Annotated in this window: 23 protein-coding genes; 14 read left to right on the top strand and 9 right to left on the bottom strand. The window is 69.8% G+C overall.

Features of this window, described 5'->3' with window-relative positions; all coding sequences use genetic code 11:
- Nucleotides 1-38: 38 nt before the first annotated feature.
- Entirely contained in the window at nt 39-848 is an 810-nt protein-coding gene (gene ppgK, locus A5624_RS02015) for a polyphosphate--glucose phosphotransferase (RefSeq protein ID WP_066860703.1), read from the bottom strand.
- Between the two features lie 102 nt (nt 849-950).
- Between ppgK and A5624_RS02010 the strand changes: the two genes are divergently transcribed.
- Entirely contained in the window at nt 951-1,826 is an 876-nt protein-coding gene (locus A5624_RS02010; RefSeq protein WP_066860700.1) for an inositol monophosphatase family protein, read from the top strand.
- Nucleotides 1,827-1,835: 9 nt separating this feature from the next.
- Here A5624_RS02010 and cei read toward each other — a convergent pair whose 3' ends face one another.
- Nucleotides 1,836-2,486: an envelope integrity protein Cei gene (gene cei / locus A5624_RS02005; RefSeq protein WP_066860698.1), complete on the bottom strand. Its 651-nt coding sequence runs from the start codon at nt 2,484-2,486 to the stop codon at nt 1,836-1,838.
- Between the two features lie 193 nt (nt 2,487-2,679).
- On the opposite strand from cei, the gene A5624_RS02000 reads away from it, so the two are divergent.
- On the top strand, nt 2,680-2,982 hold the full coding sequence (locus A5624_RS02000; RefSeq protein ID WP_036468275.1) for a DUF4193 domain-containing protein: 303 nt from the start codon (nt 2,680-2,682) through the stop codon (nt 2,980-2,982).
- 9 nt (nt 2,983-2,991) lie between these two features.
- Here the strand turns inward: A5624_RS02000 and A5624_RS01995 are convergent, their stop codons facing one another.
- Entirely contained in the window at nt 2,992-3,477 is a 486-nt protein-coding gene (locus A5624_RS01995; RefSeq protein ID WP_066860695.1) for a DUF3093 domain-containing protein, read from the bottom strand.
- A gap of 25 nt (nt 3,478-3,502) precedes the next feature.
- On the opposite strand from A5624_RS01995, the gene dut reads away from it, so the two are divergent.
- Together dut and A5624_RS01985 are read left to right on the top strand one after the other, a co-directional pair.
- Nucleotides 3,503-3,967 carry a dUTP diphosphatase gene (gene dut, locus A5624_RS01990; RefSeq protein WP_066860692.1) on the top strand — a complete coding sequence of 155 codons (465 nt, stop codon included), beginning with the start codon at nt 3,503-3,505 and terminating at the stop codon, nt 3,965-3,967.
- Entirely contained in the window at nt 3,964-4,731 is a 768-nt protein-coding gene (locus A5624_RS01985) for a DUF3710 domain-containing protein (RefSeq protein WP_066860689.1), read from the top strand. Before dut ends, A5624_RS01985 begins: the two co-directional genes overlap by 4 nt.
- 72 nt (nt 4,732-4,803) lie before the next feature.
- Here A5624_RS01985 and A5624_RS01980 read toward each other — a convergent pair whose 3' ends face one another.
- Complete coding sequence (locus tag A5624_RS01980) at nt 4,804-5,502, bottom strand: hypothetical protein (RefSeq protein ID WP_066860926.1); 699 nt, start codon at nt 5,500-5,502, stop codon at nt 4,804-4,806.
- 137 nt (nt 5,503-5,639) lie between these two features.
- On the opposite strand from A5624_RS01980, the gene A5624_RS01975 reads away from it, so the two are divergent.
- Together A5624_RS01975 and A5624_RS01970 are read left to right on the top strand one after the other, a co-directional pair.
- Nucleotides 5,640-6,008 (top strand): OB-fold nucleic acid binding domain-containing protein, encoded by a 369-nt coding sequence (locus A5624_RS01975; protein ID WP_066860686.1) that lies wholly within the window; start codon nt 5,640-5,642, stop codon nt 6,006-6,008.
- A gap of 53 nt (nt 6,009-6,061) precedes the next feature.
- Nucleotides 6,062-6,718, top strand: a complete 657-nt coding sequence (locus A5624_RS01970) for a DUF3159 domain-containing protein (protein ID WP_066860682.1) — start codon at nt 6,062-6,064, stop codon at nt 6,716-6,718.
- A 56-nt stretch (nt 6,719-6,774) separates the two neighbouring features.
- Here A5624_RS01970 and A5624_RS01965 read toward each other — a convergent pair whose 3' ends face one another.
- Both A5624_RS01965 and A5624_RS01960 read right to left on the bottom strand, forming a co-directional pair.
- Complete coding sequence (locus tag A5624_RS01965) at nt 6,775-7,449, bottom strand: TrkA family potassium uptake protein (RefSeq protein WP_066860680.1); 675 nt, start codon at nt 7,447-7,449, stop codon at nt 6,775-6,777.
- Between the two features lie 37 nt (nt 7,450-7,486).
- On the bottom strand, nt 7,487-8,152 hold the full coding sequence (locus A5624_RS01960) for a TrkA family potassium uptake protein (RefSeq protein WP_156748749.1): 666 nt from the start codon (nt 8,150-8,152) through the stop codon (nt 7,487-7,489).
- A 116-nt stretch (nt 8,153-8,268) separates the two neighbouring features.
- Between A5624_RS01960 and A5624_RS01955 the strand changes: the two genes are divergently transcribed.
- The 4 genes from A5624_RS01955 to dxs all read left to right on the top strand — a co-directional run bounded on the left by A5624_RS01955 (nt 8,269) and on the right by dxs (nt 15,175).
- Complete coding sequence (locus A5624_RS01955; RefSeq protein WP_066860676.1) at nt 8,269-10,263, top strand: APC family permease; 1,995 nt, start codon at nt 8,269-8,271, stop codon at nt 10,261-10,263.
- Between the two features lie 41 nt (nt 10,264-10,304).
- Nucleotides 10,305-11,492 (top strand): class I SAM-dependent RNA methyltransferase, encoded by a 1,188-nt coding sequence (locus A5624_RS01950; RefSeq protein ID WP_066860673.1) that lies wholly within the window; start codon nt 10,305-10,307, stop codon nt 11,490-11,492.
- Between the two features lie 231 nt (nt 11,493-11,723).
- Nucleotides 11,724-13,196 carry a cation:proton antiporter gene (locus tag A5624_RS01945; RefSeq protein WP_066860670.1) on the top strand — a complete coding sequence of 491 codons (1,473 nt, stop codon included), beginning with the start codon at nt 11,724-11,726 and terminating at the stop codon, nt 13,194-13,196.
- A gap of 53 nt (nt 13,197-13,249) precedes the next feature.
- Nucleotides 13,250-15,175, top strand: coding sequence for a 1-deoxy-D-xylulose-5-phosphate synthase (dxs, locus tag A5624_RS01940; RefSeq protein WP_066860667.1), 1,926 nt, complete (start codon nt 13,250-13,252; stop codon nt 15,173-15,175).
- A 52-nt stretch (nt 15,176-15,227) separates the two neighbouring features.
- Here the strand turns inward: dxs and A5624_RS01935 are convergent, their stop codons facing one another.
- The 3 genes from A5624_RS01935 to A5624_RS01925 all read right to left on the bottom strand — a co-directional run bounded on the left by A5624_RS01935 (nt 15,228) and on the right by A5624_RS01925 (nt 18,081).
- On the bottom strand, nt 15,228-16,529 hold the full coding sequence (locus A5624_RS01935; protein ID WP_066860664.1) for a ribonuclease D: 1,302 nt from the start codon (nt 16,527-16,529) through the stop codon (nt 15,228-15,230).
- 1 nt (nt 16,530) lies between these two features.
- Nucleotides 16,531-17,154 (bottom strand): DUF3000 domain-containing protein, encoded by a 624-nt coding sequence (locus A5624_RS01930; RefSeq protein WP_082972678.1) that lies wholly within the window; start codon nt 17,152-17,154, stop codon nt 16,531-16,533.
- A 132-nt stretch (nt 17,155-17,286) separates the two neighbouring features.
- Nucleotides 17,287-18,081 (bottom strand): enoyl-CoA hydratase/isomerase family protein, encoded by a 795-nt coding sequence (locus A5624_RS01925; RefSeq protein WP_066860920.1) that lies wholly within the window; start codon nt 18,079-18,081, stop codon nt 17,287-17,289.
- Nucleotides 18,082-18,133: 52 nt separating this feature from the next.
- On the opposite strand from A5624_RS01925, the gene hemE reads away from it, so the two are divergent.
- From hemE to A5624_RS01905, 4 genes are read left to right on the top strand one after another with little or no spacing between them, the layout of a single operon-like run.
- Nucleotides 18,134-19,183, top strand: a complete 1,050-nt coding sequence (gene hemE / locus A5624_RS01920; protein ID WP_066860662.1) for a uroporphyrinogen decarboxylase — start codon at nt 18,134-18,136, stop codon at nt 19,181-19,183.
- Nucleotides 19,180-20,556, top strand: a complete 1,377-nt coding sequence (locus A5624_RS01915; protein WP_066860660.1) for a protoporphyrinogen oxidase — start codon at nt 19,180-19,182, stop codon at nt 20,554-20,556. Before hemE ends, A5624_RS01915 begins: the two co-directional genes overlap by 4 nt.
- Nucleotides 20,557-20,561: 5 nt before the next feature.
- Nucleotides 20,562-21,257, top strand: coding sequence for a hydrogen peroxide-dependent heme synthase (gene hemQ, locus A5624_RS01910; RefSeq protein WP_066860656.1), 696 nt, complete (start codon nt 20,562-20,564; stop codon nt 21,255-21,257).
- Nucleotides 21,254-22,006 (top strand): class I SAM-dependent methyltransferase, encoded by a 753-nt coding sequence (locus A5624_RS01905; RefSeq protein WP_066860649.1) that lies wholly within the window; start codon nt 21,254-21,256, stop codon nt 22,004-22,006. The genes hemQ and A5624_RS01905 overlap by 4 nt, the downstream gene beginning before the upstream one ends.
- Nucleotides 22,007-22,230 lie beyond the last annotated feature (224 nt).

Genomic DNA, 22,230 nt, shown 5'->3' with positions numbered 1-22,230 from the left:
AACGACAGTGCGGGGTCCTACGGCTCTGCCGGGCGAAATCAGTGCGTCACGTCCGAGGTGGCGGCCATCGCCGCGCCGACGATCCCGGCCGTGTTGAGCAGGGCCGCGGCCACCACCGGGGTGCGGTTGGTCAGCAGCGGTACCCATTTGTCGGCCTTGCGGCTGATGCCGCCGCCCGCGATGAACAGGTCAGGCCATACCGCGTTCTCGATGCTCACCAGCACCTTGGTCACCTGCTTGGCCCACTTTTCGTAGGACCAGCCGTTGCGCTCCTTCACCGAGGACGCGGCCCGCTGCTCGGCCTCCTTGCCGCCGACCTCGAGATGGCCGAACTCGGTGTTGGGAATCAGCGTCCCGTTGTGAATCACCGCCGAACCGATCCCGGTGCCGAAGGTCAGCAACACCACCAGTCCCGACTGGCCTTTGCCCGCCCCGTAGTGCTCCTCTGCCAGCCCGGCCGCGTCGGCGTCGTTGAGGACGACGACGTCCTGACCGTCCAGTTCGGCCCTGATGATGTCGCGCGCGTTGGTGCCGATCCACGCCTTGTCCACGTTGGCCGCCGTCTGCACGACGCCGTGCGTGACGACCCCGGGATAGGTCACTCCCAGCGGGCCGGTCCAGCCGAAGGCGTCGACCACCTCGGCGATGGTCTTGGCGACCGCCGCGGGCGTCGCGGGCTGCGGGGTCAGCAGCTTCACCCGCTCGCCGATCAGCTGCCCGGTGTCCATGTCGACGATGCCGCCCTTGATGCCACTGCCGCCGACGTCGATGCCGAATCCGCGGCGCTGCGGCCTGCCGTCGCCGGCGGCGATGCCGGGCGTCTCCGTGGTCGAGTCGGTGCTGGTCATCGAATCTCCTCGGCGTGACTGGGCTGTCCGCTCACCTTAGCGCCGCGGCGGTGCGGCCCGCGGCGTCTGCGCGACCCCCGGCGACTGTGATCGGATAGACCGGTGACCCCTTCCGATGACGAGCTTGTGGGGCTGCGATCGGTCGCCGAAACCTTGGCCGCGGAGGCCGCCGCGTTCGTGACGCGTCGGCGGGCAGAGGTTTTCGGCGCCGACGCGGGCTTGCAGACCTCCGACAGTGGCGCGGTGCGATCGAAGAGCACCCCGACCGACCCCGTGACCGTGGTCGACACCGAAACGGAACGGCTGCTGCGCGACCGGCTGGCCGAATTACGGCCTGGGGACCCGATTCTCGGCGAGGAAGGCGGCGGTCCCGACGATCCGGCGGGCACGCCGGCCGGGACGGTCACCTGGGTGCTCGATCCCATCGACGGCACAGTGAATTTCGTCTACGGCATCCCCGCCTACGCCGTGTCGATCGGCGCCCAGGTCGACGGCGAATCGATGGCGGGGGCGGTCGCCGACGTCGTCGGGAACCGGGTGTACTCGGCGGCGCTGGGCCTGGGCGCGCATGTCGCCGACGACGAGGGGACGCAGCCGCTGCAGAGCGCCGCCGTCGACGATCTGTCGATGGCGTTGCTGGGCACCGGTTTCGGCTATTCGCGCCAGCGCCGCGCGGCACAGGCGGCGTTGTTGGCGCGCATGCTGCCGGTGGTCCGCGATGTCCGCCGGATCGGTTCGGCGGCACTGGATCTTTGCATGGTCGCCTCGGGCCGGCTCGACGCCTTCTACGAGCACGGTCTGCAGGTGTGGGATCGCGCCGCGGGGGCGCTGATCGCCTCCGAGGCGGGAGCTCGGGTGGTCCTGCCCGCGCCCGGAGCGGCCGGGGCGGGCCTGGCGCTGGCCGCCGCGCCCGGAATCGCCGACGAACTGCTGGCCGTGCTGGAGCGCTTCAACGGCCTGGATCCGATTCTGGATTGACCGCCCGCGTCAGCAGCTGCTGGCGTGAATCTTGGCCAGCAGCGTGGGATCTGAGGGTTCGGTGGCGCCGGGACGCAGGGTGGCGAGCACGGCGTCGATGTCGTCGTTGTGCGCCAGCGCGCTGAAGTCGGTGCCCAGCGCCAGGTCGACGGAGTCGTCGGCGCGGTTGTCGTTGAACAGTTCGGTGCACGGCGCGACCAGCCACACGGCGGCCGCGGTGGCCTGTCCGGCGGTGCCGAAACGGATTTGGCCCTGACAGGTAAGCCTGGTGCCCGCATACAGCGGGTCGTTGGCGGCGGTCGGCTGGGCGAAGCCGAGGTCCTTCATGGCGCCGGCGACGTCGCCGGCCTGGCCGCCCCGGCCGCTGGCGTTGAGGACGCGAACCTTGGTGTCGGCCAGCTTGGCGGGCGTGACGTCCATCATGGCGCTGCGCGACACCTGCTCGCCGAGCTGGGCCGGCGCCGAACCGGCCGACTGCGGCGGGGGATTGCACACCGCGGCCTCGTGCACCTTGGCGGGGCGCGTCAGCGCGATCGTCCAGACGACGCCGGTGGCCACTGCGAGAAGAACCACCACGATGATGGCGGGCCGGGGGTTGCGGCGCCGAAAAGGCCGACCGTGCTTGTCAAACGCTGTACCCTCGGTGATTTGCGTGACCACAGGTGCACTCTAGCCGCACGCTAAACCCACTGTTCAGAGACGAGCGCAAGGGTGAAAATAGAGGTGTGACGTAAATCACACCTTAATGGGCCGCGATACGGGCACGAATCATTTGGTGGATGCGTTCGACGCTGGTACAAAGCGATGCTTGGATATCGCGGGCATGCAGAGGCAATAGGGCAGGGGAAGAGATATGCCTACCGACTATGACGCTCCACGGCGCACCGAGACGGACGACGTTTCGGAGGACTCGCTGGAGGAGCTCAAAGCGCGACGGAACGAGGCGGCTTCGGCCGTCGTCGACGTCGACGAATCTGAATCCGCTGAGAACTTCGAACTGCCGGGTGCCGACCTGTCCGGGGAAGAACTGTCGGTGCGCGTGATTCCGAAGCAGGCCGACGAGTTCACCTGCTCGAGCTGCTTTCTGGTGCAACACCGCAGTCGGCTGGCCAGCGAGAAGAACGGCGTGATGATCTGTACCGACTGCGCGGCCTGATAGCTGCGCCTACCGTGTCAGGGCCGACAGCACCCGCTCGGGGTGACGGCAGCTCACCAGCCAGTACGGCGTCGGATCGTCCGGGTCGTCGAGCACGACCAGGATCATCGGCCCCACCCATGCCCTGTGTAGGACGTACGCGGCCGGGTCGAGCTGGCGGCCCAGCGCCGCGGACTTGGCCGACGGGGCTATCTGCGCGGACCGGGCGATCGCGGTGACCGGCAGGTGCGCCGGACCGGCCCACAGCTGCACTTCGCCGGGCACGGTCGGGTCGCCGGTCACCCGGATCTCGATGCGGCCCAGCCACAACAGCGCCGCGGCCGCCACCGCGAACAGCGCTGCGTACGGCCACCAGGTCGATTGGCGGGTGACGCCCATGTTGAATTCGAAAGCGATGATGCCCGCGAGCGCAAAGGCCGGTGGCCACCACCACCACGGGACCCACAATCGTTCGCGATACCGCACGTTGTGCGGCGCGACGCGCGTATCGGACACGCAGTCAAGGGTAGTCTGTGCCCCCGTGTCGACCAGTCTGGCCATCGTGCGCCTTGACCCCGAGCTTCCGCTGCCCAGCCGCGCCCACGAGGGCGACGCCGGGATCGATCTGTACAGCGCCGAAGACGTCAAACTCGAGCCGGGGCGGCGCGCCCTGGTGCGAACGGGGGTCGCAGTCGCCATCCCGTTCGGCATGGTCGGCTTGGTGCATCCGCGGTCGGGTTTGGCTGCGCGAGTGGGACTTTCGATCGTCAACAGCCCGGGTACCATCGACGCGGGCTATCGCGGCGAGATCAAGGTTGCGCTGATCAACCTGGATCCGACCGATCCGATCGTGGTGCACCGCGGCGATCGCATCGCCCAGTTGCTGGTGCAGCGAGTCGAATTAGTGGAGTTGGTCGAGGTGTCGTCGTTCGACGAGGCCGGGCTGGCCGAAACATCCCGTGGCGATGGTGGTCACGGTTCCTCCGGCGGACATGCGAGTTTGTGATGGCATTCGGTAAGCGCACACCCAAAGACGACGACGCCACCAGCGCCGACACCTCGACGGCCGACGAGGTGGCGGCCCGCGACGCCGACGAGCCGGCCCCCGAGGAGCTCGAAGGACCGTTCGACATCGAGGACTTCGACGACCCGGCGGTCGCGGAGCTGGCCCGCCTAGACCTGGGCTCGGTGCTGATTCCCATGCCGGAGGCCGGGCAGCTGCAGGTCGAGCTGACCGAAACCGGTGTGCCGAGCGCGGTCTGGGTCGTCACGCCCAACGGCCGGTTCACCATCGCCGCCTATGCCGCGCCGAAGACGGGCGGCCTATGGCGTGAAGTGGCCAGCGAGCTCGCCGAATCGCTGCGCAACGACTCGGCCCAGGTGAGCATCAAGGACGGCCCGTGGGGTCGCGAGGTGGTGGGCACCGCCACCGGCGTCGTGCGCTTCATCGGCGTCGACGGCTATCGCTGGATGATCCGCTGCGTCATCAACGGCCCCCACGAGACGATGGAAGCCCTGGAGCAGGAGGCGCGAGCGGCCTTGGCGGACACCGTGGTTCGGCGTGGCGACACGCCGCTGCCGGTGCGCACGCCGCTGACCGTGCAGCTGCCCGAGCCCATGGCCCAGCAGCTGCGCGAAGCCGCCGCCGCGCAGCAGCAGGCCGCCCAGCAGCAGGCCGAGGGGCAGCAGGCGCCGTCCAACGAGCCGGCCGCGCGTCGCAGCGCCGACGGGTCGGCCATGCAGCAGCTGCGCACCACCACCGGCGGCTGACCCGGCTTCGTGGCGCTGCCGCGGATGCGGCAGCAAGATCCCAGCCGGGCGCTGCGGGTCGCCACCAGCGGGCTAGAGTTCGGCCAGCGCGCTCAGGCAGGCCGCACCCAGGGCGGCGGGATCGGCCCCGATCTGATCGAGCGTCACCGTGCGCAGCGCCGCGCGCGGCGCCGCCGCGACCCAGTCGATTCCGGCCTGTAACGGGTGGATCGGGTCGTCGACCGCGGACGCCACCCCCAGCGGCGCGGCCAGCCCGGCCAGCTCGTCGCAGCTCGGCGCGACGTAGGCGGCGGCTTCTTCCATGGCGTCGGGTAGGTGTGGCCACTGGGCGCCCCACGACCGGGTCAGCTCGTCGGCCAGCCACGGCGGGCTGGACGCCCGCATCTGCGTTGTGGTGGCCGCCAGTCCGTCGGCGCGCAACTGTGACGCCGAATACCGCGCCGCCAGCGCCGCGGGCGCTGCCCCGGGGGCGCCGGCCCAGGCCGGCAGCGCGGCCAGCACCGCGATGGTGCGGTCGGGATGGACCAGCGCCCAGGCGGCCGCCACCGCCGCGCCGATCGAGACCCCGCCCACCGCGATCGGCCCGCCGTGCGCCGCGCCGTCCAACGCCGCGAGATAGCCCTCGATCAACCGGTCGGGCCGCGGCGGCGGGGTCACCAGCAACGCCCCAACCTCGGATAGGGGACGGGAAAACGCCCGGTGAACGTAGTCGTCGTCGGAGCCGGTTCCGGGCAACAACACCGTCGTGACACCGCGCAGATCGACCACCACCACTAGATAGTGCCCCGCCGTTCATGCGCCCTCCAACACGAGGTTTGAGTCGGTTGGCGCTGGGGAACCAAGAGGTCTACGGTGTCCGTTGGCATAAATGGAAGCGTCGAGGCTTATCAGCATTGTCAGGAGTGGCCATGGGGGCCCAAGGGTATCTGCGCCGGCTGACCCGTCGGTTGACGGAGGATCCGGAGCAACTCGATTCGGAGGAACTGTCCGACGAGGTCGCAAGCACCGGCGCGCAACGCGCGATTGATTGCCAGCGGGGCCAGGAGGTCACGATGGTGGGCACGCTGCGAAGCGTCGAGTGCAACGGCAGGGCCTGTTCCGGCGGGGTCCGTGCCGAATTGTTCGACGGCAGCGACACCGTCACGCTGGTGTGGCTGGGACAGCGTCGCATCCCGGGCATCGACTCGGGCCGCACGCTGCGGGTGCGTGGACGCCTCGGCAAGCTGGAGAACGGTAACAAGGCGATCTACAACCCGCACTACGAAATTCAGCGGTGACTGACCCCGAAGATCCGGGGGCAACCCCGCCGCAGTCGGGCACGTCGGAAAACATGAGCACCAACCGCATCAGCCCGGAACGCCTGCTCGCACAGGCGGGCGGGGTCAGCGGTGTCATCTATTCCTCGCTCCCGGTGGTGGTCTTCGTCATCGCCTCGAGCGTCTCCGGGCTGGTTCCCGCGATCGTGGCCGCGCTGGCGGTGGCCGCGCTGATCCTGGTGTGGCGGCTGATCCGCCGCGACTCCCCGCAGCCGGCGTTCTCGGGTTTCTTCGGGGTCGCGCTGTGCGCGCTGATCGCCTACCTGCTGGGCGAGTCCAAGGGCTATTTCCTGCTGGGCATCTGGATGTCGCTGGTGTGGGCGGTCGTCGTCGCGGCGTCGGTGCTCATCCGCCGGCCCCTGGTGGGTTACGCGTGGAGCTGGGCCACCGGGCGCGGCGACCGCTGGCGCGAGGTGCCGCGGGCGGTCTACGCCTTCGACGTGGCGTCGGTGGGTTGGGTGCTGGTGTTCGCCGCGCGGTTCGTGGTGCAGGGGCTGCTGTATGACGCCGACCGGACCGGTTGGCTGGCGGCGGCGCGGATCGGGATGGGCTGGCCGCTGACCGCGCTGGCCGCGCTGGCCACCTATGCGGCGATCAAGTCGGCGCAGCGCGCCATCGCCGCAGCCGATGCCCCCGCGGTCGAAATGGAGCCCGACGCCGTCACCGACTGATCAGTCCTGATGGTGGCGACCCGCTACGCCCGGCTCCGCCGCGCTGGCGATCGCCACTAGCCGCCCGGGCTGTGGCTGCCCAGCAGCAGCTTCTGCAGGTCCTCTTCCGCCTCGGCGACGGCGACGAACAGCAGCTCGTCGCCGCCCTCCAGCGGCTCGTCCTCCTCGGGCACGATCACGCGCGGGCCACGCAGGATCGTCACCAGCGAGGTGTCGCGCGGCAGCTGCAACTTGCGCACCGGCTTGCCGCCCCACGGCGTGTCGTCGGGCAGGGTGATCTCGACGAGGTTGGCCTGGCCCTTGCGGAATTCCATCAGCCGCACCAGATCTCCGACGGCGACGGCCTCTTCGATGAGCGAGGCCAGCATGCGCGGCGTCGACACCGCCACGTCGACCCCCCACGCGTCGGTGAACAACCACTCGTTGCGAGGGTCGTTGACCCGGGCCACCACCCGCGGGACCGCGAACTCGGTCTTGGCCAGCAGGCTCAGCACGACGTTGGCCTTGTCATCGCCGGTCGCGGCCACCACCACGTCGAACTCCTGCAGGTGCACCGACTCCAGCAGGCTCAGTTCGCACGCGTCGCCCAGCCGCCAGTGCGCGGCCGGGATCGCGTCGACGTCGACGTGATCGGGGTTGCGTTCGATCAGCGTCACGTCGTGGCCGTTGCCGATGAGTTCCCGGGTGACCGAGCGCCCGACCGCGCCGGCGCCGGCGACAGCTACCTTCATCGGCGCCGCTCCTCAACAGGGTGTTCGGTCGAATTCATCACAGCTCTTCGCTCGGTGGTAGCGCGGCGATGGCCACCGCCTCGGCGGCGCGGCCGGAGATCGCGGCCACATAAACCTGGTCGCCGGCCTGGATCACCGATTTGGGCTCCGGCAGCACGCCGGCGCCGAACCGGATCAGAAACGCGACCCGGGCGCCGGTGGCCTGCTCCAGGTCGGTGACCCGATGCCCGATCCAGTCCTCGTGCAGGACGACCTCGGACACGGCGACCGTGCCGGTCGGATCGCGCCACTTGGCCGTCTCCGACTCGCGCAGCAACGCGTTGAGCAGGCGGTCGGTGGTCCAGGGCACAGTGGCGATGGTGGGAATGCCCAGCCGCTCGTAGACCTCGGCGCGCTTGGCGTCGTAGATGCGGGCCACGACCCGCTTCACGCCGAAGGTCTCGCGCGCCAGTCGCGCCGAGATGATGTTGGAGTTGTCGCCGGACGACACCGCGGCGAACGCGTCGGCCTCCTCGATGCGGGCCCTCAGCAGCACGTCTCGGTCGAATCCCTGCCCCAGCACCCGCTCGCCGGCGTATTCGGGGCTGAGCCGGTTGAAGGCGGTGCTGTCCCGGTCGATGACCGCGACGTCGTGACCGATGCGGGAGAGCCCGTCGGCGACCGATGAACCGACCCGGCCGCAGCCCATCACCACTACTCGCAACTTGAGGTCCTCTCGGCCGCGTCAACCGGCAACCCACGTCGGCCAGCCGTTTCGGTCGGCGAACATTCTCCTACGAACGCTACCGCCAAACCCGTCTGGGCTTACTCTTGGCTCTCGTGTCCAAACTTTCAACCGCCACTCGTCGGTTGCTTATCGGCCGGCCGTTTCGCAGCGACCGGCTGAGTCACACTCTGCTGCCCAAGCGGATCGCCTTGCCGGTGTTCGCCTCCGACGCGCTGTCCTCGGTGGCGTATGCGCCCGAGGAGGTCTTCCTGATGCTCTCGGTGGCCGGGGTGACGGCGTACGCGCTGACACCCTGGATCGGGCTTGCGGTGGCCGCGGTGATGCTGGTGGTGGTGGCCAGCTACCGCCAGAACGTGCACGCCTACCCGTCCGGTGGCGGCGACTACGAGGTGGTCACCACGAACCTCGGCGACACCGCCGGCCTCGTGGTCGCCAGCGCGCTGATGGTGGATTACGTTCTCACCGTTGCGGTCTCGACGGCCTCGGCGATGGCGAACATCGGCTCGGCGATCCCGATCGTGGCCGAGCACAAGGTGTTCTTCTGTGTGGCCTCCATCCTGCTGGTGATGGCGCTGAACCTGCGGGGGGTGCGCGAGTCGGGGGTCGCGTTCGCGGTGCCGACGTACGCGTTCATCATCGGGGTCCTGGTGATGATCGGCTGGGGGCTGTTCCGGATCTTCGTGTTGGGTAATCCGCTGCGGGCCGAGTCGGCCGGTTTCCAGATGCACGCCGAGCACGGCCAGGTCGTCGGTTTCGCCCTGGCGTTCTTGGTGGCGCGGTCGTTTTCCTCGGGGTGTGCGGCGCTGACGGGTGTCGAGGCGATCAGCAACGGGGTGCCGGCGTTCCAGAAACCCAAGTCGCGCAACGCCGCGACCACCCTCCTGATGCTCGGTGGCATCGCGGTGACGCTCTTGATGGGCATCATCGTGCTGGCCCAGAAGATCGGGGTTCAGCTGGTCGAGGACCCCGCGACGCAGCTGGGCGGCGCGCCGAAGGGCTACTACCAGAAGACCTTGGTCACCCAGCTCGCCCAGACGGTGTTCGGGAGCTTTCACATCGGGTTTCTGCTGATCGCCACGGTGACCGCCCTGATTCTGGTGCTGGCGGCCAACACCGCGTTCAACGGGTTCCCGGTGCTCGGCTCGATCCTCGCGCAGCACAGCTACCTGCCGCGCCAATTGCACACCCGCGGAGACCGATTGGCGTTCTCCAACGGCATCCTGTTCTTGTCCGGGGCGGCGCTGCTGGCGATCATCGCGTTCCGCGGTGAGGTCACCGCGTTGATCCAGCTGTACATCGTCGGGGTGTTCATTTCGTTCACGCTGAGTCAGATCGGCATGGTCCGGCACTGGAGCCGGTTGCTGCGCACCGAGACCGATCCGCGGGCGCGGCGCAAGATGATGCGCTCGCGGGTGGTCAACACGGTCGGGTTGCTGTCCACCGGCGCGGTGCTGTTGGTGGTGTTGGTGACGAAGTTCGTCTCCGGCGCGTGGATCGCCCTGTTCGCGATGAGCCTGCTGTTCGGCGTGATGAAAATGATTCACCGGCACTACAACACCGTGAACCGCGAATTGGCCGAGCAGGCCGCCGCGCAGGACGACGTGGTGCTGCCCAGCCGCAATCACGCCGTGGTGCTGGTCTCGAAATTGCACCTGCCGACCCTGCGTGCGCTGGCTTACGCCAGGGCCACCCGGCCCGACGTTCTCGAGGCGGTGACGGTCAGCGTCGACGATGCCGAGACCCGCGACCTGGTGCACAAGTGGGAAGAAAGCGATATCAGCGTCCCGCTCAAGGTCATCGCCTCGCCGTATCGCGAAGTCACCCGTCCCGTCCTGGAATACGTCAAACGGGCCAGGGAGGAGTCCCCGCGCACCGTGGTGACGGTGTTCATTCCGGAGTACGTGGTGGGCCACTGGTGGGAGCAGGTGTTGCACAACCAGAGCGCCCTTCGGCTCAAGGGGCGGCTGTTGTTCATGCCGGGCGTCATGGTGACTTCGGTTCCGTGGCAATTGAGTTCGTCGGAACGACGCAAGACCTTGCAGCCGCACGTGGCGCCGGGCGACGCTCGCCGGGGAATCTTCGATTGACCCGCGAATCGACCCGCGCGTCGCGCGCGTCGGCGCCCCCGGTGGGGGAGCTGACGTTGACCACCGATGCCCCCGCCAACGGCGGCAGCTGCGTCGCCCACCACGAAGGCCGCGTGGTGTTCGTCCGGTACGCGCTGCCCGGCGAGCGGGTGCGGGTCCGGGTCACCGCGGATCGTGGATCCTATTGGCACGCAGAGGTTCTCGAGGTCCTCGAGCCGGCGCCGGGGCGCACCGCGTCGCTGTGTCCGATCGCCGGGGTGGGCGGTGCCGGCTGTTGCGACCTGGCGTTCGCGGTGCCCGAGGTGGCCCGCGCACTCAAGGCCGAAGTGGTGGCCAACCAGCTCGAGCGCCTGGGCGGGCATCGCTGGAGCGGTGAGGCCGAGCCCTTGGCGGATTCGGCGCCGACGGGGTGGCGCACCCGGGTCCGGCTCGACGTTGGCCCCGACCGTCGGCCCGGCTTTCACCGGTATCACAGCGACGACCTGGTGACCGACCTGCGCTGTGCGCAGCTGGCGCCCGGCATGCTCGACGGGATCGACGACATCGAATGGCCGCCGGCGGCGCAGCTGCACGTGGCCGTCGACGACGACGGCACCCGCCACGTCGTGCGCACGCTGCGGCAGGGCAGGCACACGGCGACCAAGGTGATCCAGGGGCGCTACGAGGCGGTGCAGCGGGTGGCCGGGCGCACCTGGCAGGTGCCGGTGACCGCCTTCTGGCAGGCGCACCGCGACGCGGCGGGCGTCTACAGCGACCTGATCGCCGACTGGGCACAGCTCGGCGCTGGGATGCGCGCGTGGGATTTGTACGGCGGCGCAGGCGTTTTCGCCGCCGTGCTCGGCGACGCCGTGGGCCGCTCCGGGCGGGTGCTCAGCGTCGACACCTCGCGCGGCTCGACCCGCGCCGCGCGGGTCGCCCTGGCCGATCTGACCCAGGTGCAGATCGTCACCGACTCGGTGCGGCGCGCGCTGGCCGCGCAACGAGACCGCGCCGCGAAAGCCGATGTGGCGGTGCTGGATCCGCCGCGGGCGGGAGCCGGGCGCGAGGTCATCGACCTGCTGGCCGCCGCCTGCGTCCCTCGCGTTGTGCACATCGGTTGTGAGGCAGCATCGTTCGCCCGTGACGTCGGGCTCTACCTCAAACACGGTTACACCGTGGAGAAGATCAGGGTGTTCGACGCGTTCCCGCTGACCCATCACACCGAATGCGTGGCGCTGCTGACCCGCTAGGGAGTCTGTCGCGACGACGGTCCTCCTGGCGCATCACCGCAATGCCGCCCGGGTGAGTGTCACGACCGGCTAGACTGCGTCGCGGTGTGCCGGGAAGTCTGGTCGGCGATGTCTTGAAGGAACACTGTCGATCGATCGAAAGGCCCGCGTGCATACCATCAAAGAACGGGCCGTGGCTGTCGAGTCTTGTCGAACGTGTGCGCGGGACGTGCTCACCGGGTTGCTGCCGTCGTGAACGAGACTGTTCGTTACGCGCTGTTGGTGTTGCTCTCCAGCGCGGTCGGTTTGGTTGCGGTGCTGGCGAATCGGCTAACCGAGCGGGTCAAGGTCCCGGTGCCATTACTCGTGTTGGTCGGAGCCGCCGTCGCGGTGCACGCGGTGCCCGCGGTGCAGCCTCCCTCCGAGCGGGTCGTGGAACGGGTCATCACCATCGCGCTCGTGCTGGTGTTGTTCGACGGCGGCATGCATATCGGGCCGGCGCGCTTCCGCGCGGCGGCGGCCCCGATCCTGTCGGTGGGCGTCGTGGGCACCGCCCTCACCGCAGCAGGGGCGGCACTGGTGCTGCACTACGTATGCGGAATCAGCTGGTTTCCCGCGGTGCTCGTGGCCACGGCCGTGGCGCCGACCGATCCGGCCGTGGTTTTCTCCGTTTTGGGCAAACGCGAGATCAGCGGCCGCAGTGGCACCATCCTGGAGGGCGAGTCGGGTGCCAATGATCCGGTCGGCATCTCCTTGATGTCCAGCCTGATCGCCGCCGGTGGCCTCAGTGCAGCCGGATTCGCCAGCGTGGGAACACAATTCGCTCTACAGATGGCGGTCGGCCTGGCCGTCGGGGTGCTCGGCGGTCGCGTCCTGCTCGTCTTCATGCGTCGCGTCGCCTTGCCGAGCGAAGGTCTCTATTCGCTACGAACGCTGGCATCCTGCCTGATGTTGTACGGCATTGCCACGCTCGCGCATGGCTCGGGATTTCTGGCCGTGTTCGTCGCCGGCATCGTGATCGGCGACGCCCGCGCGCCCTACAAGCCGGAGATCAAGCGATTCCACGCCGCCCTGGCGGGTCTTGCGGAAATCGTCGCGTTCGCCATTCTGGGTTTGACCGTCGATCTCAATGTCCTTGCCCATCCTGACGTGTGGGGTTGCGGGCTCGTCCTCGCCGTGGCCCTAACCGTGCTGATTCGGCCGTTGGCGGTGGGCTCCTGCTTGGTTCCCGTGCGATTGCGGCGAAACGAACGGGCCTTCGTTCTTTTCGCCGGGCTCAAGGGCGCAGTGCCCATCCTGCTGGGCGAGTTCCTGCGCGCTGCTCACGTCGCCGACGCCGAACGCCTCTACGGCATCGTGGTCGTCGTCGTCGTTGTCTCGGTGCTGGTGCAGGGCAGCTCGGTGCCTGGTGTCGCCAGGTTGTTGCACCTGCCCATGCGCACGGTGGAGACCCGGCCATGGCAGATAGGTGTGCGACTCGCCGACGAGCCGCAGGGGGTTCATCGCTTCAGCGTCGCGACCGGTTCCGTCGCCGAGCGTTCCACGGTCGAAGGTCTCGGCGACCGCGTCGGTGACATCTGGGTGAGCATCGTGGTCCGCGCGACCGGCCTGGTGCCGGTGCGGGGCGACACCGAACTGGAGGCCGGGGACGAGGTCGTCATCCTGGCCGACCCCGACCTTCATGACACGCTCGCCGGACTGTTCGGCCCCGCGCAGCAGCGATGAACGTCGCCACGTTCGTCAGTAGTGTTCTCCACAGCGCTGCGTAGACTGACTGGATGCTGGAACAGATCCGCGGGCCCGCTGATCTGCAGCACCTTTCTGCGCATCAGCTTCGCGATCTGGCCGCCGAGATTCGCGAGTTCCTGATTCACAAGGTTGCTGCCACCGGGGGACACCTGGGGCCCAATCTGGGCGTGGTCGAGCTGACGCTCGCCCTGCACCGGGTGTTCGACTCACCCCACGATCCGATCATCTTCGACACCGGCCATCAGGCCTACGTGCACAAGATGCTGACCGGGCGCGCCCACGACTTCGAAAGCCTGCGCAAGAAGGGCGGCCTGTCCGGGTATCCGTCGCGCGCCGAGAGCGAGCACGACTGGGTGGAGTCCAGCCACGCCAGCGCGTCGTTGTCCTACGCCGACGGCCTGGCCAAGGCCTTCGAGCTGAGCGGACACCGCAACCGGCACGTGGTCGCTGTGATCGGCGACGGCGCGCTCACCGGTGGCATGTGCTGGGAGGCGCTGAACAACATCGCCGCCTCCGGCCGGCCCGTCATCATCGTCGTCAACGACAATGGCCGCAGCTACGCCCCGACGATCGGCGGTGTCGCCGATCATCTGGCTTCGCTGCGGCTGCAGCCGGCCTACGAGCAGGCCCTGGAGAAGGGCCGCGACGCGCTGCGCGCGCTGCCGCTGGTCGGCAGGCTCGCCTACCGCGTGATGCACAGCGTCAAGGCCGGCATCAAGGACTCGCTGTCGCCGCAGCTGCTGTTCACCGACCTGGGACTGAAGTACGTGGGTCCGGTCGACGGCCACGACGAGCGCGCGGTGGAGGCCGCGCTGCGGCACGCCCGCGGTTTCGGCCGCCCGGTGATCGTGCATGTGGTGACCCGCAAGGGGATGGGCTTCGCCCCGGCCGAGGACGACGAGGCCGAGCAGATGCATTCCTGCGGTGTGATCGACCCGGTCACCGGCCAGGCGACCAAGATCGCCGGGCCCGGCTGGACGGCGACGTTCTCCGACGCGCTCATCGGCTACGCCCACAAGCGCCGCGACATCGTGGCCATCACCGCGGCCATGCCCGGCCCGACCGGGCTGACCCCGTTCGGGCAGCAGTTCCCGGACCGCCTGTTCGACGTCGGCATCGCCGAGCAGCACGCGATGACGTCGGCGGCCGGGCTGGCGATGGGCGGCATGCACCCGGTGGTGGCCATCTATTCGACGTTCCTCAACCGGGCCTTCGACCAGATCATGATGGACGTGGCGCTGCACAAGCTGCCCGTCACCATGGTGCTCGACCGGGCCGGCATCACCGGTGCGGACGGCGCCAGCCACAACGGCATGTGGGACCTGTCGATGCTGGGCATCGTGCCCGGCATGCGGGTGGCCGCACCCCGGGACGCCACCCGGTTGCGCGAGGAACTCGGTGAGGCGCTCGACATCGGCGACGGCCCCACGGCGCTGCGCTTCCCGAAAGGCGATGTGGGCGAGGACATCCCGGCGATCGAGCGTCGCGGCTCCGGCACCTCGGGCGTCGATGTGCTCGCGGTCCCGGCCGGCGGCTGCAACCACGACGTGCTGCTGATCGGCGTCGGCGCGTTCGCGCCGATGGCGCTGGCGGTGGCCAGGCGGCTACAGGACCAGGGGATCGGCGTCACGGTCATCGACCCGCGCTGGGTGCTGCCGGTGTCGCCGAGCATTCTCGAGCTCGCGGAGCAGCACAAGCTGGTCGTCACGTGCGAGGACAACGGGGTCAACGGCGGCGTCGGCTCGGCGGTGTCGGCCGCCCTGCGCCGCGCGGAGATCGACGTCCCGTGTCGCGACGTCGGACTGCCGCAGCAGTTCTTCGAGCAGGCTTCCCGCGGTGAGCTGCTGTCCGATCTGGCGCTGACCGACCAGGACGTGGCCCGCCGCATCACCGGCTGGGTCGCCGCGCTGGGCAGCGGCGTCGCCGAAGCGGAGATCCGCGAGCACCTCGACTAGTGCCGATGGTGGCGACCCGCTTCGCCCGGCTGCGGCGCGCTCGCGATCGCCACTATCCAGCGGGCTCGGTGCCTTCCGGCGCCTGCAGCGCCTTGGCCAGCACCGGGTCCACCAATTCCCGCTGCCACGGCCGGGCCTGGCCGGCGCGCAGAAAGTTCTCGACGGCGTCGAGCGGATCGGGGGCGGGCGCCCAGTCCCAGCACAGCCGTCGCACCAGGTCCGGTGACACCAGGTTCTCGGTGGGGACGTGGACCCGCCCGGACACCTCCGACAGCGCCGAGCGCGCGGCCTCCAGCCGGGCGGCGGCCTCCGGTTTGCGCCTGCTCCACCGCGACGGCGGCGGCGGGCCGTTCGGCGCTTCGCTGTCGGTGGGCGGGTTTTTGTTGCGCCGGGCCTCATCCAGCGCCGCCAGCCACGTCGCGGCGCTGCGCCGCTGATTGCGCCCCCCGAACACGGGCAACGCGACCAGTTCCTCGACGGTCGTCGGGTTGGCCAGGGCGGCGTCGATGATGGCCGAGTCGGGCAGGATGCGCCGCGGCGCGATGTCGCGGCGCTGCGCGATCCGGTCGCGGGTCAACCACAGTTCGCGCACCGCGGCCAGGCCACGCTGATCGCGCACCCGATGGATGCCCGACGTCCGCCGCCACCGGTCCCGGCGCGTGGCGGCGCTCGGATCTTTCGAACCCACCTCGCGCAGATAATCGAATTCCTGTGCGGCCCAATCACTTTTGCCCTGCTCGGCCAGCACATCGGCGATCGCCGCGCGCAGCTCGATGAGCAGCTCGACGTCCAGCGCGGCGTAGTTGAGCCATTCGGCGGGCAGCGGCCGTTTGGACCAGTCGGCCGCGCCGTGGCCCTTGGCCAGCCCGAAGCCCAGCAGCCGCTCGACCATGGTGGCCAGGTTTACCCGGTCGAACCCGGCCAGCCGTCCGGCGAGTTCGGTGTCGTACAGTGCCGGCGGCCGCATGCCCACCTCCGCCAGACACGGCAGGTCCTGATCGGCGGAGTGCAGGATCCATTCGTCGCTGCCCAGCACCTCGGCCACCGGCCGCAGGGCCTGGCGCGGGTCGGCGCCGTGGCTCACCGGATCGATGAGCACCGTGCCGGAGCCGGCCCGCCGGATCTGGATCAGGTAGGCCCGGTTGGAGTAGCGGAAACCCGACGCCCGCTCGGCGTCCACCGCGAACGGCCCGTGCCCGCGGTCCAGCCGCTGCGCGGCGGCCTCGATGTCGCCGACGCTCACCGAGATCGGCGGGACGCCTTCGGAAGGGCGCGGCAGCGGGGTGGGCGCCGGGTCGGTGCCCGCGTCGCCGGGCACGCTGCTGCCCGGCCCGTCGGCCGCCGGTTCGCCCATGCTAGGCGCGTGACCGTGAGCTCAGGTCGGTGACTCCAGCGGGTGGTAGGCCCGCGGCGTGCTCCAGCACCTCGCAGAACGCCTCGACATGACCGCCGACCGCGGGTGAGGTCGCGGTCCACGACGCGCGCAGCTCGAGCTGGTGGGCGCGCGGCGGCCCGGAGATGTCTCCGTAGCGCACCGATGTGGTGGCGGTGACGGTGCCGCCCAGGGCGACGACTTGTTCCATACGTGACTCCAGTGCCTCGACTAGCCAACTCCACGCTACTTCGGGCAGCAGCGGGTCAACCGCCTCACTGGGGTCGAGGTCGGCCTGGATGTAGGCGACCATGCGGATGGTGCCGTCCCACGCGTCGGCCCCCTCGGGGTCGTAGAGCAGGATCAGCCGGCCGAAGGCGTCGCCGTCGGACCGTTCGGGAATGATGTCGCGGTCGGGATGTTTGACCTCGGCGCCCAGGGCGTAGCTGTGGGGAGCCAAGCGTTGCGGCGGCCGGATGGGACCCAACTCGATCTCCGGCCGCACGACGACGGCGTTCATCGCCGCTACCGCCTCGCGGAAGGGGGCCGGTTCGGATGAGGTCACTTGGCGCCGCTCCTGTCCATCCCGACCGTTCTGCGTCGTCACGGCACGGGTCACAGGGATCGACGGTAGACCCACAGCCCGACACGCCGCGACAGGCGCGCCGCGTTTCAAACCCGCCGCGACCAAGCCGTTACCGGGCCTCCACCAAAGCTATATGTGCAGCTCAGACGGCGCTCAGCGGGTAAAACGCGCGGGACGTTTCTCGCGGTGGGCCGCCAGGCCTTCCTGCACGTCGGGGCCGCTGAAACTGAGGAATTCCAGGCCCACCGAGGTCTCGAAGGTAGGGCCCATCATGCGGTACCAGTGGTTGAGGCTGCGCTTGGTCCACCGGATCGCGTTCTGTGCGCCCTGCGCCAGGTTCTCGGCGATGCGGCTGGCGGTGGACAGCACGCCGTCGTCGTCGACGCAGGTGGACACCAGCCCGATCCGCTCGGCCTCCTCGCCCAGCAGCGTCTCGCAGGTCAGCAGGTAGTACTTGGCCTTGGCCATGCCGACCAGCAGCGGCCAGCAGATCGCGGCGTGGTCGCCGGCCGCCACGCCGAGCTTGGTGTGCCCGTCGATCAGCTTCGCGGTGCGGCCCGCCACCGAGATGTCGGCCAGCAGGGCCACCACCAGGCCCGCGCCCACCGCCGGCCCGCGGATCGCCGACACGACGGGGGTGTCGCAGTTGATCATGTTGTGCACCAGGTCGCGGGCCTCGCGCATGATGCGGAGCCGGCCCTCGTAGTCGTTGATGGTCTCGTCGATCAGGTCGAAGCTGCCGCCGGAGGAGAACGCCTTGCCCTCGCCGCGGACCAGGACGGCGCGCACCGCCGGGTCGCGGTCGATCACCGGCCAGATGTCGGCGAGGTCGCGGTGCATCTGCGGGCCGACCGAATTCAGGCCGGGGGAGTCCAGCACCAGGGTCAGCACCCCGTTGTCCCCGAGCTCGCGGCGCAGGCTTGGAAACTCGTCGTAGTTGACTGGCATCGGGTTGATGTTACGCAACCGGCCATCGGCCCCCATGGCAGCATTGAGGCTGATGAGTACTCGCCGCGACCTTCCCGAGTCGCCGTATCTGGCGGCCGTGAGCGGGCGCAAACCCAACCGGGTGCCGGTGTGGTTCATGCGCCAGGCCGGTCGCTCGCTGCCCGAATACCGGGCGCTGCGGGCCCAGACCGACATGCTGTCGGCTTGCTTCGACGCCGAGTTGGTCTGCGAGATCACCCTGCAGCCGGTGCGCCGCCACGACGTCGACGCGGCGATCTTGTTCTCCGACATCGTGGTGCCATTGCTCGGGGCGGGCATCGACCTGGACATCGTCGCCGGGGTGGGGCCGGTGATCGAGTCACCGGTGCGCACCGCTGCCGACGTCGCCGCCGTCAAACCGCTTGAGCGGCAACGGGTTCAGCCTGTTGCCGCCGCGGTGTCGCTGCTGGTGTCCGCGCTGGGCAACGTCCCGCTGATCGGCTTCGCGGGCGCGCCGTTCACCCTGGCGTCCTATCTGATCGAGGGCGGCCCGAGCCGTAACCATGCGCGCACCAAGGCGATGATGCTGGCCGAGCCGGACACCTGGCATGCGCTGATGGAGAAGCTGACCGACATCACGGTGGGTTTCTTGCGGGTGCAGCTGGAGGCCGGGGTGGACGCCATTCAGGTGTTCGACTCGTGGGCCGGGGCGCTGTCCCTGGCGAACTACCGCACCTACGTGCAGCCGCACAGCGCCCGGGTGTTCGCCGCCCTGGCCGACTACGGCGTCCCGATGACCCACTTCGGGGTCGGCACCGCCGAACTGCTGGGCGCGATGTCGTCGGTCGGCGCGAACGTGGTGGGCGTCGATTGGCGAACCTCGCTGCCCGATGCGGCCGCCCGCGTCCAACCCGGCACGGCGTTGCAGGGCAACCTCGATCCGGTGGTGGTGTTGGCGGGCTGGCCGGTGGTGGAACGCGCGGCGCGCGCGGTGGTGGACGACGGCCGGCGCGCCATCGATGCCGGCGCCGCGGGCCACGTCTTCAACCTGGGCCACGGTGTGTTGCCCGAAACCGATCCCGGTGTGCTGACCGACCTGGTGTCGCTGGTCCACTCCCTATGAGTTCCCCCTCGTATTGCGTTGTGGGGGGTGGTATTTCGGGCCTGACGGCGGCCTATCGGCTGCGCGCGGCCGCCGGCGACGGCGCGGCGATCACGCTGTTCGATCCGGGTGACCGGCTCGGCGGCGTGCTGCGCACCGAGCCGGTCGGCGGACAGCCGATGGATCTGGGCGCCGAGGCATTCGTGCTGCGCCGCCCCGAAATGCCGGCGCTGCTCGCGGAGCTGAATCTGACTGAGCGCCAGCGGGTTTCGACCGGCGCACGCCCACTGATCTACAGCCGCCAGGAGTTACGGCCGCTGCCCGTGGGCACCGTCGTCGGGATCCCGTCGTCGGCGGCCTCAGTGGCGGGACTGGTCGACGAGGCCACGGTGGCCCGCGTCGAGGCCGAACCCAGCCACCCGCTGGCGTGGCGGGCGGGCAGCGACCCTGCGGTGGCCGACCTGGTGGGCGAGCGGTTCGGCGACCAGGTGGTGTCGCGGTCGGTGGATCCCCTGCTGAGCGGGGTGTATGCGGGCTCGTCGGCCACCATCGGGCTGCGCGCGGCGGCCCCGACGGTCGCGGCGGCCCTGGACCGCGGCGCGACCAGCCTGACCGACGCCGTCCGGCAGGCGCTGCCGCCGGCCACCGGCGCGCCGGTGTTCGGGGCGCTCGAGGGCGGCTACCAGGTGCTGATCGACGAGATCGTGGCGCGCGGTCGCCCGCGCCGGGTGCGCGCCGCGGTCTCGCGGCTGGAGCCCGCCGCCGCCGGCTGGGCGGTGGTCGACGACGCCGGCACTCGCTGGCCCGCCGACGCGGTGATCCTGGCCGTCCCGGCGGGGGAGTGTGCCCGCCTGCTGGCCGGGATCGCCCCCCGCAGCGCCGCCGCGGCCGGACGCATCACCAGCGCCTCGTCGGTGGTGATGGCGCTGGCCGTGCCCGGCGACACCGCGTTCCCGCAGTGTTCGGGCGTGCTGGTGGCGACCGGTGAGCGGCTGCGGGCCAAGGCCATCACGCTGTCGTCGCGCAAATGGGGGGTCCGCGGCGACGCGCAGCTGTTGCGGCTGTCGTTCGGGCGGTTCGGCGATCGCGTCGCGGCGGACACCCCCGACGACGAGCTGCTGAGCTGGGCGCTGGGCGACCTGGCCGCCGTGTTCGGGCTGACCGTCGACCCCGTCGACGCCCGCATCCAGCGCTGGATCGACGCGATGCCGCAGTACGGCCCCGGCCACGCCGAGCTGGTCGCCGAGGTGCGCGCGGGGCTGCCCCCGACGCTGGCGGTGGCCGGCAGCTACCTGGACGGCATCGGCGTGCCGGCCTGCGTGGGCGCGGCCGGGCGCGCGGCGGAGCGGGTGATCGGGGCCATCGGAGGCTTCGACGCGCAAGTGGCACGATAGGTTTCATGGCCAAGCTCGACTACGACTCGCTCAATTCCCAGATCCGCTACCTGATGTTCTCGGTGTTCTCCGTCGAGCCGGGTGAGCTGGGCGACCAGCGCGGCGACGTCATCGATGAGGCGTCGACGTTCTTCAAGCAGCAGGAGGAGCGCGGCGTCGTGGTGCGCGGCCTCTACGACGTCGCGGGTCTGCGGGCCGACGCCGACTTCATGATCTGGACCCACGCCGAGCGCGTCGAGGCGCTGCAGGCCACCTACGCCGACTTCCGGCGCACGACGGCGCTCGGGCGGGTCAGCGCCCCGGTGTGGAGCAGCGTGGCGCTGCATCGGCCGGCCGAATTCAACAAGAGCCACATCCCGGCGTTTCTGGCCGGCGAGGAGCCCGGCGCCTACATCTGCGTGTATCCCTTTGTTCGGTCCTATGAGTGGTACCTGCTGCCCGACGACGAGCGCCGCCGCATGCTCGCCGAGCACGGCATGGCCGCGCGCGAGTACAAGGACGTGCGCGCCAACACCGTCCCGGCCTTCGCGCTCGGGGACTACGAGTGGATTTTGGCCTTCGAGGCTCCCGAACTGCACCGCATCGTCGACCTGATGCGCGAGCTGCGTGCCACCGACGCCCGCCGGCACACCCGCGAGGAGACGCCGTTTTTCACCGGCCCCCGGGTGCCCGTCGAGCAGCTGGTGAATGCGCTGCCATGACAACGCCTTTCGACCCCAACGACCCGACCCGATTCGAGGAGATGTACCGCGACCAGCGGACGTCGCACGGCCTGCCGGCCGCCACACCGTGGGACATCGGCGGCCCGCAGCCGGTGGTCCAGCAGCTCGTCGCGCTGGGCGCGATCAAGGGTGAGGTGCTCGACCCGGGGACCGGACCGGGCCACCACGCCATCTACTACGCGTCCAAGGGGTTTTCGGCGACCGGCATCGACGGCTCGGCGACCGCCATCGAGCGCGCCCGCGAGAACGCCCAAAAGGCCGGTGTGACGGTCAATTTCGAGCTGGCCGACGCCACCAAGCTGGACGGGTTCGACGGCCGGTTCGACACGGTGGTCGACTGCGCCTTCTACCACACCTTCAGCACCGAGCCCGAGCTGCGCAGTTCGTACGTGCGGGCGCTGCACCGCGCCACCAAGCCCGGTGCCCGGCTGTACATGTACGAGTTCGGCGAACACAACGTCAATGGCTTTAAGATGCTGCGGTCGTTGTCCGAGAACGACTTTCGTGACGTGCTTCCGGACGGCGGCTGGGAGATCACCTATCTGGGCACCACCACGTATCGGGTCAACATCAGCGTCGAGTCCATCGAGGCGATGGCCCAGCGCAACCCCGACATCGCCGATCAGGCCGAGAAGCTGCTGGAGCGCTTCCGGGTGATCGAGCCGTGGCTCGAGGGTCAACGGGCGCACGCCCCGTTCTGGGAAGTGCACGCCACCCGGGTGGACTGACACCCATACAGGCCCGCGCCCCCCATACCGCGAAACTTAACCTGCTGCGATCCTTTTCGGCGTGTCGTCGCAACTGGTTAAGTGTCGCGATATCCGCGACGGATGAGCGCACGGCGCACGCGGCCCACAACGTCGTCGGCTTGTCGTCGGCGATCACCCGGACGACCATCCACCCCAGGTCATCGAGCTTGCGTAGCCGGCTCTGGTCACGCGCGTACTGCTTG

Origin of the sequence: Mycobacterium sp. 1482292.6 (assembly GCF_001672995.1) — a bacterium.
GTDB classification, from domain to species: domain Bacteria; phylum Actinomycetota; class Actinomycetes; order Mycobacteriales; family Mycobacteriaceae; genus Mycobacterium; species Mycobacterium europaeum_A.
Note: the sequence above shows the minus strand (reverse complement) of the source record. Positions and strands in the feature narration are given on the sequence as shown.